The organism is Burkholderia sp. A2 (assembly GCF_001729305.1).
GTDB lineage: Bacteria > Pseudomonadota > Gammaproteobacteria > Burkholderiales > Burkholderiaceae > Burkholderia > Burkholderia sola.
This window is the reverse complement of the sequence record NZ_LZXX01000086.1, coordinates 185,852-199,407: the sequence shown is the minus strand read 5'-3', so window position 1 is coordinate 199,407 and position 13,556 is coordinate 185,852. Positions and strand designations below refer to the sequence as shown.

The 13,556-nt window shown below is 65.2% G+C and carries 14 protein-coding genes and 1 pseudogene; 7 read left to right on the top strand and 8 right to left on the bottom strand.

Annotation, left to right across the window (positions count from 1 at the left end; translation table 11 throughout):
- The first annotated feature begins 6 nt into the window (after nucleotides 1–6).
- The 5 genes and pseudogenes from urtE to A9Z05_RS37735 all read left to right on the top strand — a co-directional run.
- Nucleotides 7–696, top strand: a complete 690-nt coding sequence (gene urtE / locus A9Z05_RS10460; RefSeq protein ID WP_069618025.1) for an urea ABC transporter ATP-binding subunit UrtE — start codon at nucleotides 7–9, stop codon at nucleotides 694–696.
- Nucleotides 697–756: 60 nt separating this feature from the next.
- Nucleotides 757–1,995: a formamidase gene (gene fmdA / locus A9Z05_RS10455; RefSeq protein WP_069618024.1), complete on the top strand. Its 1,239-nt coding sequence runs from the start codon at nucleotides 757–759 to the stop codon at nucleotides 1,993–1,995.
- Between the two features lie 37 nt (nucleotides 1,996–2,032).
- Complete coding sequence (locus tag A9Z05_RS10450) at nucleotides 2,033–2,368, top strand: FmdB family zinc ribbon protein (RefSeq protein WP_069618023.1); 336 nt, start codon at nucleotides 2,033–2,035, stop codon at nucleotides 2,366–2,368.
- Nucleotides 2,369–2,445: 77 nt separating this feature from the next.
- Entirely contained in the window at nucleotides 2,446–3,471 is a 1,026-nt protein-coding gene (locus A9Z05_RS10445) for an aliphatic amidase (RefSeq protein ID WP_069618022.1), read from the top strand.
- Nucleotides 3,472–3,530: 59 nt separating this feature from the next.
- Nucleotides 3,531–3,701: pseudogene (locus A9Z05_RS37735) on the top strand (LysR family transcriptional regulator); the annotation flags it as partial.
- 39 nt (nucleotides 3,702–3,740) lie between these two features.
- Here the strand turns inward: A9Z05_RS37735 and A9Z05_RS10440 are convergent.
- Nucleotides 3,741–4,634 (bottom strand): LysR family transcriptional regulator, encoded by an 894-nt coding sequence (locus A9Z05_RS10440; RefSeq protein ID WP_069618021.1) that lies wholly within the window; start codon nucleotides 4,632–4,634, stop codon nucleotides 3,741–3,743.
- A 135-nt stretch (nucleotides 4,635–4,769) separates the two neighbouring features.
- Between A9Z05_RS10440 and A9Z05_RS10435 the strand changes: the two genes are divergently transcribed.
- Nucleotides 4,770–5,771, top strand: coding sequence for a zinc-binding dehydrogenase (locus tag A9Z05_RS10435; RefSeq protein ID WP_069618020.1), 1,002 nt, complete (start codon nucleotides 4,770–4,772; stop codon nucleotides 5,769–5,771).
- Nucleotides 5,772–5,844: 73 nt separating this feature from the next.
- On the opposite strand, the gene A9Z05_RS10430 is transcribed toward A9Z05_RS10435, so the two are convergent.
- Both A9Z05_RS10430 and A9Z05_RS37730 read right to left on the bottom strand, forming a co-directional pair.
- Nucleotides 5,845–6,150 carry a DUF4148 domain-containing protein gene (locus tag A9Z05_RS10430; protein WP_069618019.1) on the bottom strand — a complete coding sequence of 102 codons (306 nt, stop codon included), beginning with the start codon at nucleotides 6,148–6,150 and terminating at the stop codon, nucleotides 5,845–5,847.
- 322 nt (nucleotides 6,151–6,472) lie between these two features.
- On the bottom strand, nucleotides 6,473–6,598 hold the full coding sequence (locus tag A9Z05_RS37730; RefSeq protein WP_256121947.1) for a hypothetical protein: 126 nt from the start codon (nucleotides 6,596–6,598) through the stop codon (nucleotides 6,473–6,475).
- 101 nt (nucleotides 6,599–6,699) lie between these two features.
- On the opposite strand from A9Z05_RS37730, the gene A9Z05_RS36875 reads away from it, so the two are divergent.
- Entirely contained in the window at nucleotides 6,700–6,975 is a 276-nt protein-coding gene (locus tag A9Z05_RS36875) for a hypothetical protein (RefSeq protein ID WP_176730190.1), read from the top strand.
- Between the two features lie 35 nt (nucleotides 6,976–7,010).
- Here the strand turns inward: A9Z05_RS36875 and A9Z05_RS10415 are convergent, their stop codons facing one another.
- From A9Z05_RS10415 to A9Z05_RS10395, 5 genes are all read right to left on the bottom strand, one after another.
- The gene (locus tag A9Z05_RS10415; RefSeq protein WP_069618017.1) at nucleotides 7,011–7,283 is read right to left on the bottom strand and encodes a DUF4148 domain-containing protein; all 273 of its coding nucleotides are present in this window, start codon (nucleotides 7,281–7,283) and stop codon (nucleotides 7,011–7,013) included.
- Nucleotides 7,284–7,375: 92 nt separating this feature from the next.
- Nucleotides 7,376–7,579 carry a hypothetical protein gene (locus A9Z05_RS36870; RefSeq protein ID WP_069618016.1) on the bottom strand — a complete coding sequence of 68 codons (204 nt, stop codon included), beginning with the start codon at nucleotides 7,577–7,579 and terminating at the stop codon, nucleotides 7,376–7,378.
- Nucleotides 7,580–7,602: 23 nt separating this feature from the next.
- Nucleotides 7,603–9,069 carry an efflux transporter outer membrane subunit gene (locus A9Z05_RS10405; protein ID WP_069618015.1) on the bottom strand — a complete coding sequence of 489 codons (1,467 nt, stop codon included), beginning with the start codon at nucleotides 9,067–9,069 and terminating at the stop codon, nucleotides 7,603–7,605.
- A complete protein-coding gene (locus A9Z05_RS10400; protein WP_069618014.1) occupies nucleotides 9,062–10,267 on the bottom strand; it encodes an efflux RND transporter periplasmic adaptor subunit in 1,206 nt (401 codons plus the stop codon). The genes A9Z05_RS10405 and A9Z05_RS10400 overlap by 8 nt, the downstream gene beginning before the upstream one ends.
- Nucleotides 10,257–13,511 carry an efflux RND transporter permease subunit gene (locus tag A9Z05_RS10395; RefSeq protein ID WP_069618013.1) on the bottom strand — a complete coding sequence of 1,085 codons (3,255 nt, stop codon included), beginning with the start codon at nucleotides 13,509–13,511 and terminating at the stop codon, nucleotides 10,257–10,259. Before A9Z05_RS10395 ends, A9Z05_RS10400 begins: the two co-directional genes overlap by 11 nt.
- Between the last annotated feature and the right edge of the window lie 45 nt (nucleotides 13,512–13,556).

Below are 13,556 nucleotides of genomic sequence, written 5' to 3'. Positions count from 1 at the left end.
CACATCATGCTGGAAGTCGACGATCTCGTCGTCAGCTACGGCCAGAGCGAGGTGCTGCACGGCATCGGCTTTTCCGTTGCGCAAGGCGAAAGCGTGGCCGTGATGGGCCGCAACGGCATGGGCAAGACCACGCTGTTCAAGGCGCTGATCGGCATGCTGCCCGCCCATCGCGGCACGGTGCGCGTGGCCGGCGCGGACGTCTCGAAGGACGAGAGCTACCGCCGCGTATCGAAAGGCATCGGCTACGTGCCGCAAGGGCGGCAGATTTTCGCGTCGCTGACCGTCGAGGAAAACATTCGGACGGGCCTCGAAAACGCGCAGAGCCAGCGCGTGCCCGACGAACTTTACGCGTTGTTTCCCGTGCTGTTCGACATGAGAAAGCGCAAGGGCGGCAATCTGTCGGGCGGTCAGCAACAGCAACTCGCGATTGCGCGCGCGCTCGCGACCGACCCGAAAGTGCTGCTGCTCGACGAGCCGACCGAAGGCATCCAGCCGTCCGTCATCAAGGACATCGCCAAGGCGCTCAACCAGATTCGCACGAGCCGCAATATCGCCATCGTCGTGTCGGAGCAGGTGTTGAGCTTCGCGCTCGATGTGGCCGACCGCCTGTTCGTGATCGAGGGCGGGCGCTTCGTGCACCAAAGTACGCGCGATGCGGGCGACACCGACCGCATCCGCGAATATCTGTCCGTCTGAGCGCGACGCGGCGTTCGCGCGCCGCGCCGTATGTCAATCCGCGAACCAGGAGTGAACGCCATGCCCGAGACTCTCATCAAGGTCGATCTGAACCAGTCCGCCTACGAAAACGAACAGGTGCACAACCGCTGGCACCCCGACATTCCGATGGCCTGCTGGGTCAAGCCCGGCGACGATTTCATCCTCGAAACCTACGACTGGACCGGCGGCTTCATCAAGAACGACGACAGCGCCGACGACGTGCGCGACATCGACCTGTCGATCGTGCACTTTCTGTCCGGCCCGGTAGGCGTGCACGGCGCGGAGCCCGGCGACCTGCTGGTGGTCGACCTGCTCGACATCGGCGCGAAGGCCGATAGTCAGTGGGGCTTCAACGGCTTCTTTTCGAAGACCAACGGCGGCGGGTTTCTCACCGATCATTTCCCCAGCGCGCAAAAATCGATCTGGGATTTTCACGGCGTCTATACGCGCTCGCGCCATATTCCCGGCGTGAATTTCGCGGGCCTGATTCACCCGGGCCTGATCGGCTGCCTGCCCGACCCGACACTGCTGGAGACCTGGAACGCGCGCGAAACCGGCCTGATCGCCACCGCGCCCGATCGCGTGCCGCCGCTCGCGAATCCGCCGTTCGCGGCCACCGCGCACATGGGCAAGCTCGCGGGCGACGCGCGCGACCAGGCCGCCGCGCAGGGCGCACGCACGGTGCCGCCGCGCGAGCATGGCGGCAATTGCGACATCAAGGATCTGTCGCGCGGCTCGAAGGTTTTTTTCCCGGTCTATGTGGATGGCGCAGGCCTGTCGGTCGGCGACCTGCACTTCAGCCAGGGCGACGGCGAGATCACGTTCTGCGGCGCGATCGAAATGGCCGGCTGGGTGCATATGCGCGTGAATCTGATCAAGGGCGGCATGGCGAAATACGGTATTCGCAATCCCGTCTTTCAGCCGAGCCCGATCACGCCGACCTATAACGATTACCTCATTTTCGAGGGCATTTCCGTCGACGAGCAGGGTGGCCAGCATTATCTCGACGTCACCACCGCGTATCGCCAGGCGTGTCTGAACGCCATCGAGTATCTGAAGAAATTCGGCTATTCGGGCGCGCAAGCGTATTCGCTGCTTGGCTGTGCGCCGGTGCAGGGGCATATCAGCGGCGTGGTGGACATTCCGAACGCGTGTGCGACCTTGTGGCTGCCCACGCAGATCTTCGACTTCGACATTCGCCCGAATGCTGACGGCCCGATCCGGCACATCCAGGGCGGCGTGGATCTGCCGTGTTCGCCGGATCTCGCGAACGCGTGACCGACACACTGAAATAACGCAGGAAAAGGAGGCCGTCATGCCAATCTACGACTTCGAATGCGCGAGCTGCGGGCCGTTCTCCGTCATGCGTCGCATCGCGGACCGCGAGAAGCCGTGCCGCTGTCCCGACTGCGGCGCCGAAGGCGGGCGCGTCATCAGCGCGCCGTCACTGGCGCTGATGGGGGGCGCGCGCCGCGCCGCACACGCGACCAACGAGCGTGCCGCGCACGCGCCGCGTCAGTCCGGCGACGGGCCGCCGCTGCGCCATCGCGCGGGTTGCAGTTGCTGCTCGGGCGGCGCGGCGACGCGCGCAGGCACGGCGTCGGACGGCCTCAAGCGGCCGGCGGGACGGCCGTGGATGATCAGCCACTAAGGTGTGCCGCGCGCGAGCCGATGCGCGGAAGCAGCGGCCGTCGCGCGTGGCGTCAACGCGTTCAAGGAGGATACGTCATGCGACATGGTGATATTTCGAGTAGCCGCGACTGCGTGGGCGTCGCGGTGGTCAACTACAAGATGCCGCGTCTGCACACGAAGGCGGAGGTGCTCGACAACGCGCGCCGTATCGCCGACATGGTGGTCGGCATGAAGCAGGGTTTGCCGGGCATGGATCTCGTGGTGTTTCCCGAGTATTCCACGCACGGCATCATGTACGACCGCCAGGAGATGTTCGACACGGCGTCCGCGATTCCCGGCGAAGAGACGGACATTTTCGCGGCGGCGTGCCGCAAGGCCAACGTGTGGGGCGTGTTCTCGATCACGGGCGAGCGCCATGAAGCGCATCCGCGCAAGGTGCCGTACAACACGCTCGTGCTGATCGACAATCGTGGCGAGATCGTGCAGAAGTATCGCAAGATCATGCCGTGGACGCCGATCGAAGGCTGGTATCCGGGCGACCGCACCTATGTGACGGACGGGCCGAAGGGCATCAAGATCAGCCTCATCATCTGCGATGACGGCAATTATCCGGAGATCTGGCGCGACTGCGCGATGAATGGCGCGGAGCTGATCGTGCGCTGCCAGGGCTATATGTATCCGGCGAAAGAGCAGCAGGTGATGGTCGCGAAGGCCATGGCGTGGATGAACAACACTTACGTGGCCGTGGCCAACGCCACGGGCTGGGACGGCGTGTATTCGTACTTCGGCCATTCGGCGATCGTCGGGTTCGACGGGCGCACGCTCGGCGAGTGCGGCGAGGAGGAAATGGGCGTGCAGTATGCGGAGCTGTCGCTCGGCATGATTCGCGATGCGCGGCGTAACATGCAGTCGCAGAACCATCTGTACAAGCTGCTGCATCGCGGTTATACCGGCACGATCAATTCCGGTGACGGCGCGAATGGCGTCGCCGAATGTCCGTTCGGCTTCTATCGCGACTGGATTGCGGATCCCGACGCCACGCGTCGCCGTGTCGAATCGCTCACGCGCGCCACCCCCGGCACGCCGGAGTGTCCGATCGAAGGCATTCCGCACGAAGAGTGAGTATGCGCGCGGCATGGAATGCCGCGTAAGCCGCGTGATCTGCTTCATGCACGGCGGCTCGACGTGGCGAGCTCGTCGCGCTACTGCCAAATTACCGAGCAACCGAGTTGACGATACAGGCGGTCTACCCGAGTGCTCGGCGCATCCCGCTCAAAGTTCGACGGTTCGTTGACTACCTGACTGCAGCGTTCGGCAACGAGACGCCTTGGGATCGAGGTATGAAGAGGTAGGTAGTGACAAGCCGTTACGCGCGACCGGTTGCGCCCGGTTCAGGTAGAGGGGGGGCCGAGTGCCGACATCAGATAATCGATCACCACCCTGACTCGCGTCGGTACGCGTCGACCGGCGGGATAGACGAGGTGGGTTGCCATGCGTTCAGGCTGAAACTCGGGCAGGAGGACCTCGACTTGTCCGGTATCGATTTCCGCTCCGAAAAGCCATCGTGGCGCCTGGGCAATGCCGAGCCCGTGCAGTACCGCGGCGCGCACCTGCTCTGCGTCACCCGTAAAGAAAGACCCCTGCGGAACGCGATGAACGGTTTCCTGCCCGACCTTGAAGCGCCAAGGGCGGCGCTGATGGTTTCGAGCGAAGACGACGCCTGTATGTCCGTCCAGATCGGCCAGCCGGTCAGGCCTGCCTTTCGCCGCGATATAGCCCGGACTGGCCACGAGCAGCGATTCCGTCTCCGATAGTTTTCTCGCTGTCAGCGAGGAATCCACCAATGGCCCATGGCGGATCGCCAGATCCAGTCCTTCCCCGACCAGGTCGACCGGTCGCTCGGATACGGATAATTCGAGCGCAACGCCCGGATATTGTCGAAAGAAGCCGGGAAGTAGTGGCGTCACGCATAGGCGGCCGTAGGCAGGCGCCGTCGTCAATCTGACCAGTCCTTGTGGGGATTGCTGTCGCGTCCCCACCGATGACTCCAGCGAATCGAAGTCGTCCATCCATCGCTTGGCCGACTCATAGAACGCCTGGCCCGCCGCGGTGATCACCACCTGACGCGACGTTCGCAACACCAGCTGAGCGCCGAGATACTGCTCCAGCGCGGCAATCTGCTTGCTTACGGTTGGTTGTCCAATGCCTTCCTCTCGCCCTACGGCGGAAAAACTGCCACATTCGACGAGTCGAACAAACAGGCGAATTGCATCCAGACGATCCATGAGTGTTCGTATCGATCCATTCTGTATTGGAATCGATGGTATGCCGGCAGACTGCGTTTCGGCAACAGGCGGACTTGTTTAAGTTACCGCCTGTGCAGTTACCGTCATCGCTGTTTACCGCTGGAGAAACGCGTCATGAAAGCGATTTGTGTTACCGCTGAGCGCTCGTTGGAAGTTCGCGATATCCGGCCGCCGAGCCGGCCGGAATCAGGCCATGTGCTGATCGACATGGAGGCATCTGCAATCAACCATGGCGACAAGATATTTTTGCGTATGCGGGCCGAGGATGGCAGAGCGCTGCCCGCAAGCCAGCACGGCGTATGGGGCGCTTCCGGCGCGGGGACGGTGGTGGCGACGGGTGTCGGCGTACCAGAGCGTTATATGGGTAGACGCGTCGCTGTCTACCGCTCGCTGAACCGTAGCGCGTACAACATCGGCCTTTGGTGCGAAAAAGCCCAGGTGCCGTATACGAGTTGCCTGATCTTGCCCGAACACGTCAGCGCACGGGACTATTGCGGATCGCTCGTGAACGTGATCACGGCCTACGCGTTTCTCGACACGATTAGCGAGGCCGGGCACCACGGCGTGATTGTCACGGCGGGGAACTCGGCAACCGGGCTGGCGCTCGCGGCATTCGCTCGTCAGCGAAATATGCCGGTCATCTCCATGGTGAGGAGCCAGGCTGCGCAGGAGGCTCTGCAACGCGATGGTGTCGAGCATATCGTGCGCGCCGATGAAGACTTTACCGACACACTTGGAAAGCTGTCATTGGAGCTTGGAACGACGGCCGTATTCGATGGGGTGGGCGGTGCACTGACCGGCCAGTTGGCAACCTGTCTGCCGATGCGCTCGTCGGTATATTTTTACGGCACGATGGCCGGATCCGTTCCGTTTCCCGTGTCGGCGCCGCTCTTCATGATGAAAGATCTATCGATGCAGCGTTTCAGCAATTTCGAGAGCCGCACGGTGAGAGAACATGAAAGGCTGGTGGCTGCGCTGAATGCGCTCGAGAGCGTGATCGGCAATCTCGTGTTCAGAACGCGTGTCGGTCAGGAATTCAGCTTCGATCTGATCGAGGACGCCATGGCGTACGAGTCCGTCGACGGACGAAAGGCGATACTGGCGAGCCGGTCGTGAAGCATCAACCCCAAAAACGCGCGCGGCCGCATGGCCCGCGCGCAAACTCGCAGAAGGGTTTCCCCGGGACAATTCAGTTACCGCTCGACGCGACGGTATTGGCCGCCCCGGCACAATCGTGCCGGTACTTCTGCATCAGGCGCGCCTGCGCCGAATCGATATCGTCGGGATAGCTGCTCTCGTCTCCGGACGACGGGTTGTAGCCGACGGATTCCAGCTCATTCAGTTCGTTGACGAGCTGTCGGTGGGAGACCTGACCATTCGTGTGCACGAACGGATAGTCATGGCATTGCGCCGACGTGAGCTTCGTCTCGGCATGCGCGGATACGCTCGATGCGAGCATGGCGGCGCAGACGAGGTAACGGGCGGGATGATGCATCTTCGGCTCCTGGATAGCGTTGAATAGGGGCCGCACGGCAGGATGCCTGCGTCGGCCGCAAGATGAAGATTGGGGACAGCGGACTATCCAAACAGCAGCGCGAGGATGAAACATGTTTTAGGCAAACCCGGATCGGCCCATGCATGGGCTGCCGCGTGCATTGAAAGTTAAAGAATCCTTCATGCGCGTGCTCCCGGATGGTTAGGCGTAGCGGCGTATCGTCGAGCGATGGATCATTCGATGCCGCGCACCGCGCGGTGCGCACTGGGGTAAGGCAATGAAATCGACCATCATGACGGCTGGACTGATCGCGCTGGCGTGTTCATCGCTGCCGGCGTTCGCGAAGGTGCAGGGAACCGGGCTTGCGATCGCCGATGTGACGCTCGCGCACGCCAAAGCCGAACATAGTGATCGTGCGATCGATGCCGAGCACAATCTCGCGTCGCATCGCGCGGACAGATCCAGCACACAATCGCACCATGACTGATCTGACCGACGTTCGAATCGATACGGTGAGCCGCTACGGCACCACGTGACGCCGCCGGATGCATGAACGCGCGGTTCCCACCGCGCAATGAGCATGACGGGCGCCTTGCCGATGGCAGCGCGCTCGTCATGTTCGTTTACGAGCCGAAGAACGGCACGCAGAAGTCGGGCGGGCCGACACAATCGCCGGGGCCGTCGGGCCGCGCGGAGGCGCACCCGGACAACATGACGCTGACAGCCATCGCGACGAGTGCGATACGGGCGGAACGAGCGAGAAACGGACGAAGTTTCATGGAGGGTGAGCAGTTCGGTGGACGGGCGGCGGCGCTGCCGGCGTGAGCCGGGCACCACGCCCGGCCGCACGGTCGCGCGCATCAATGCGAATAGAGCGTCGAGTTCAGGTACTTGAGCTGCCCGTCCTGTTCGGCGTGCACGAGCTCGGCATCGACCTCGGCGCGGGTCTTTTCGTGGATCGGCTGGCCGTAGGGTGGCACCCACTGGCCGGCAGCCTGAGTGCCTGGCACGCCGTCCTTGGTGGCGGCCGGGGAGATCTGCATCGGCCGGCTGCCGGTCAGTGCAAACGCGGGAACGGACAGCATGCCGATTGCGGCGAGCAACGCGGCGGCGATGACGTTGGCGGTTTTCATTTCTGGAGTCCTCATGATGATTGAACGGGGTCATCCACCGGCGCGGCGCGTCGGCGTCGCGCACGGTTGAGGACAAGCATGGGGCATGGACATTAGCGGATCGGCATACGCAACGTGAAAAGAAATTCATGCATCGGCGCGCGGTGCTCGGCCACGCGGGAATCTTCAACCTGGCCGCATTGGGCAATGATCGTCGGGCCGTGATTGCGGCCGGCATCCGTCACAGGTTCCGAGCGGTCGGGCCGACGCAAAAAAACGGCACCCGTCATCGCGACGGGTGCCTTGAAATACGACACGCCTCGTCCGTGTCGCAAGGGAATCAGTTCGCTGAACGGGCCGGCGTCGCGGCCAGTGCTTGCGTACCGGATGCGGCTTCATCGGTCGACCATCCGCCGCCCAGCGCGGCGATCAATCCCACCGCCGCCAGTTGCCGGCGCGTGTTCAACGCCAGCATCGCGATCTTCGTATCGAGTTCGGTGGCCTGCGCCGTCACGACGTCGAGATAGCTGACGACGCCGTCCCGATAGCGCGACATCGACAACTGCAACGTGCGTTCGGCCGCGTCGAGTGCTTCCTGCTCGCGATCGGCTTCGTCGCCGAGGTGGTGCGTGAGTGCGAGGTTGTCTTCTACCTGCCGGCATGCATCGAGCACCACCGCGCGGTATTTCGCGCCGTTCTCGGCAAGCTGTGCGCGCGCCTGGTCGGTGAGCGCCTGGCGCCGGCCGCCGTCGAACAGCGTCAGCGCGAGGCTGGGCCCGATCGACCAGATCTCGTTCGGCGCGCGGAGCCAGTGGCCGAGGCCAGAGCTCTGGTACCCGCCGACCAGCCCGAGCGTGACGTCGGGGAAGAACGCCGCGCGCACCACGCCGATCTTCGCGTTGGCGGCGGCCATGCGCCGCTCGGCGGCCGCGACGTCGGGACGCCGCTGCAGCAGCGTCGCGGGAATACCGGTCGGGATCGTCGGCAGATACACGGCGTTGACGTCCGGCGTCAATGAGAACGACGACGCGGGTACACCCGTGAGCGTCGCGATCGCGTGCTCGTCAAGCGCGCGACGCGCCCGTACGTCCTCGGCCGACGCGCGGGCCGAATCGAGCTGCGTCTGCGCGCGCGACACGTCGAGATCGGACGCGATGCCGCCCGCGTGCCGGCTCATCGTCAGGCGCAGCGCGCGCCGGTAGGTATCGATCGTGTCGGCCAGCAGCTGTTGCTGCTGGTCGAGCCCGCGCAGGCTGAAGTACGCGCTGGCGAGGCTGGCCTGCAGGCTCAGCCGCACCGACGCGAGATCGTCGGCGCTGGCCTGTGCGTCGGCGCGCCCGGCCGCGACTTCGTTGCGGACTTTCCCCCACAAGTCGAGGTCGTAGTCGAAGCCGGCGTCGAGTGTGTTGTCGCCATAGACGTTCGGCTGATTCGCGCCGCGCAGCGGCCGCGTGGCCGATTGGCGGTTGCTCGAGACCTGCGCGCCGAGGCCGATGGTCGGGAACAGCCCCGAGCGCGCCTGATCGAACAGCGCGGCCGCTTCGTCGTGACGGGCCACGGCCGCGGCCACGTCGGGATTGGCCGCGGCTACCCGTGCTTCGAGCCGGTCGAGCACGGGATCGCGGAACGCCTTCCACCAGCCGTCGCGCGCGATGCGGTCGGACGGCCTCGCGGCCTGCCAGCCGCCGGCTTCCTTGAAGCTGTCCGGCAGCGCCGTTTGCGGCGCGTGATAGGCGGGCGCGAACGAGCACGCGCAGAGGAACGCGACGCCGGCGAGCATCGCGCAAAGCCGAAGCCGGTTAGCCATGCGTACGCTCCGTATCGCGCGCGGCCGACGCAACGGTGCGGGCCGGCGTCGCGAGCCTGACCGGGTCGCCGTCGGCCAGCGAATCGGGCGGGTTGTCGATCACGCGATCGTCCGGCGCGAGGCCGGTCGCGATCTGCACGTGCGTGCCGAGATCGGTCGCGATCGTCACGGGCTTGAATACCGCGCGATCGTCCTTGCCGACCACGGCGACCTGCAGGCCGGCCTGCCGGAAGATCAACGAGCTGGCCGGAATCGTCAGCACGTGGGTGCTGCCGGCCGGCAGCGCGAAATGTACTTCGGTGTATTCGCCGGGGATCAGCTTGCCGTCGCGGTTGTCGACCATCAGCTGGACGAGCAGCGTGCCGGTCGAATCGGCGATCGAATCGTCGGTGTCGGCGAGCGTCGCCCGGAAGGTCTCGCCCGGATGCTCGGGCACGGTCAGCGTGGCCGTCATGCCGGGCCGGATCGCGGCGGCCTCGTTCTGCGGCACGCTCACGTAGACGCGCATCCGGTGGACGTCGGACACCGCAAACAGCTCCGGACCGGCGCCGCCGCCGGCCGAGATCAACTGGCCGATGTCGGTCTTGCGCGCGGTGACGACGCCGTCGAACGGCGCGACGATGCGCTTGAACGCCTCCAGCGCGTCGAGGCGCCGCACGTTGGCCTCGTTGGCCGCGACGATCGCCTGCTTGGCCGCGAGGTCGCTGGTCTTCTCGTCGGTTTCCTGCTGCGATACCGAATCCTGCGCGAGCATCCTGGTCCAGCGCGCGGCCGTGGACGCGGCCAGCTTCTCGTTGGCGAGCGAGCTTTGCAGGTCGGCACGCGCCTGCTGCAGTTGCTGGTCGAGTTCGGGCGTATCGATCAGCGCGAGCAATTGCCCCGACTTCACGTGCGCGCCGATATCGGTGTACCACGCATGCAGGTAGCCCGACACCCGTGCATGGATCGGCGCGCTCTCGAATGCGGACAGATGGCCGGGCAGCACGAGCGTCGCGCCGTCGCGGCCGGCCGACGGCGGATACGCGACCACGGTCGGCACCGCCTGTTCGGCGGACCAGGTCGTCATGTCCTGTTTCGCGTGCGCGCGGCCGACGATGCCGGTCGCCACGACGCCGACCGCGATCAGCGCGGTGAGCGTGGCGACGAGCTTGAGGTTGGGCAGCCGTTTCGGCGACTTGATATCGATCTCAGTGGACATGGGAAGCTCCGGACGCGGAAAGGGAGGAAGCGCGGGAAGCGTCGTGCTTCAGCGCGTCGCGCCGATGCACGAGGCTGAACACGACGGGAACGAAGAACAGCGTCGCGATCGTCGCGCACGCGAGGCCGCCGATCACCGCGCGGCCGAGCGGCGCGTTCTGTTCGCCGCCGTCGCCGAGGCCGAGCGCCATCGGCGCCATGCCGATGATCATCGCGAGCGCGGTCATCAGCACCGGGCGGAAACGCGTGAAACCGGCTTCGAGCGCGGACGCCAGCGCGTTACCGGTGTCGGCCAGCCGTTCGCGCGCGAAACTGACGACGAGAATCGAGTTGGCGGTGGCCACGCCCATGCACAGGATCGCACCGGTCAGCGCCGGCACCGACAGCGGCGTATGCGTGGTGAACAGCATCCAGACGATGCCGGCCAGCGCCGCCGGCAGCGCCGAGACGATCACGAATGCGTCGGCCCACGAATGGAAGTTCACGACGATCAGCAGGTAGATCAGCACGATCGCGCCCACGAGGCCGAGCAGCAGGCCGGCGAACGCGCCGTTCATGGTCTGCACCTGGCCGCGCAGCGTGACGGTCGAGCCCTTGGGCAGATCCTTCGCGGTGGCCTTGACGATGCCGTCGATGTCGGCCGCGACCGCGCCGAGGTCGCGGCCCTGGGTGGTCGCGTAGATGTCGAACAGCGGTTCGATGTTGTAGTGCGACACCACCGCGTTGCCGACGCCACGCGTGATCGTGGCCAGACCGCCCAGCAACTGGGACTGGCCGTTCGCGCCCGTGACCGGCAGGTTCTGCAGCGCCGACAGCGTGGTCATCCTGTACTGCGGCGTTTGCGCGACGATCGGATAGGACACGCCGTTGTGCGGGTTGAGCCAGTAGGTCGGGTCGACCTGGCTGGTGCCGGCCAGCGTCGCGACCACCGAGTTCGTCACGTCCTGCTCGGTGATGCCGAGCTGGTCGGCGCGCGTGCGATCGACCGTCACCGTGAACTGCGGATAGGTGCTGGCCTGCTGGATGCGCGGATCGGCGATGCCGGCGATCAGCCGCAGCTTGCGGTACAGCTCGCGCGCATAAGCGAGATTGGCCTGCTGGTTCGGGCCGGCCACCTGCAGGTCGACCGGCGCCGGTGCGCCGAAGTTGAGGATCTGGCTGACGATGTCGGCGGGCAGGAACGAGAACGTGGTGCCCGGATAGGCGCGCGGCAGGCGTTCGCGCAGCGTGTGCACGTAGTCGGCGGTCGGCGCGTGATCGTGCGACAGCGAGATCAGGATGTCGCCGTCCTGCGGCCCGAGCGTGCCGCTGTTGTTGTAGGTCAGGTTGATCCCGCTGTTCGGCAAGCCGATGTTGTCGATCACTTCGCGCAACTGCGCGGGCGGGATCACGCCGCGAATCGTGTTCTCGATGCGGTCGAGCTCGGCGGCGGTTTCCTCGACACGCGTGCCGACCGGCGCACGCACGTGCAGCGCGATCTCGCCGGAATCGATGGTCGGAAAGAAATTGCGGCCGAGCCACGGCGCGAGCAGGAAGGACGCCGCCACGATGCCGAGGAAGGCGACGACGAACGGCTTGCGGCGCGTGAGCGCGAGGCCGAGCAGGATCCGGTACGACGCGCGCACGGATTCGAAGCGGCGCTCGAAGGCGCGCTGGAAGCGCACCAGCGGATTGCGCGACGTCGGGACGTCGTGCGCGCCGGCATGGCCCGCGTGCGGATCCATGATCGCGGCCAGTTCGCCCGACGCGTGACCGGCCGATGCGTGCGGCTTGAGCAGGTATTGCGCGAGCATCGGCACGAAGGTGCGCGACAGCACGAACGACGACGCCATCGAGAAGATCACCGCCTTGGCCATCGGCACGAACAGAAAGCGCGAGATGCCGTCGAGCATCAGCATCGGCACGAACACGATGCAGATGCACAGCAGCGAGACGAGCGCGGGCATCACGATCTGCTTCGCGCCGTCGACGATCGCGGTGCGCGTGTCCTTGCCCTGTTCGAGGTGCCAGTTCACGTTCTCGATCGTCACCGTCGCATCGTCGACCAGGATCCCGACCGCGAGCGCGAGGCCGCCGAGCGTCATCACGTTGAGCGTTTCGCCGGTGGCCGCCAGCAGCGCGATTGCCGAGAGCACGGCCAGCGGGATCGACGCGGCGATGATCAGCGTCGAGCGCCACGAGCCGAGGAACAGCAGGATCATCAGCGAGGTCAGCGCGGCGGCGATGATGCCCTCGCGCGCCACGCCGCTGACGGCGCCGTTCACGAAGGTCGACTGGTCGCCCATCGTGACGAGCTTCAGGCCCGGCGGCAGCGTCTGTTCGACCAGCGGCAGCTTCGCCTTCACGCCGGCGATGATGTCGAGCGTCGATGCCGAGCCGTTCTTCAGGATACTCATCAGCACCGCGCGGTGGCCGTCCACGCGCACGATGTTGCCCTGCGGCGGGTAGCCATCGCGCACGTGCGCGACGTCGCGGATGTAAATCGTCGTGCCGTCGACCGACTTGATCGGTAGGTCGTTCAACGCGTCGAGCGAGAGCGGGCTGTTGTTGAGCTTGATGTTGTATTCGAAGCGGCCGATCTTCTGCGTGCCGGCCGGGATGATCTGGTTCTGCTGCGCGAGCGCGTGCGCGACGTCCTGCGCGGACAACCCCTTCGATTGCAGCGCCTGCGGGTCGAGGTCGATCTGCACTTCGCGCGCCTTGCCGCCGTACGGCGTCGGAATCGCGACACCCGGCACCGACAGCAGTTGCGGTCGAATGAAGTTGACCGCGTAATCCTCGAGCTTTTGTTCGTCGAGCGTGTTGCTGGTCAGCGCGATCTGCAGCACGGGCACGGTCGACGCGTTGTAGTTGAGGATCTGCGGCGGCGTGGTGCCGGGCGGCATCTGCTTGAGCACGGTCTGCGAGATCGACGTGACCTGCGCGGTCGCCGTGCGGATATCGACGGTCGGCTGGAAGAAGATCTTCACGATGCCGTAGCCGCGGAACGATTGCGACTCGATATGCTGGACATCGTTGACCGTCGTGCCGAGCGTGCGCTCGTAGTACGTGATCACACGTCCGGACATGTCGTCCGGCTGCAGGCCCGCGTAGTTCCAGACGACGCTGATTACCGGGATGCGGATGTCCGGGAAGATGTCGATCGGCGTTCGAACGGCCGCGAGCGGGCCCGCGATCAGGATCAGCAGCGCCAGTACGACGAACGTATAGGGCCGGGCGAGCGCGAGCCGGACAATTTTCAGCATGAGGTGCTGCTCCGTTCAATATCGTCGTGAAGAAGAGCCGGATGT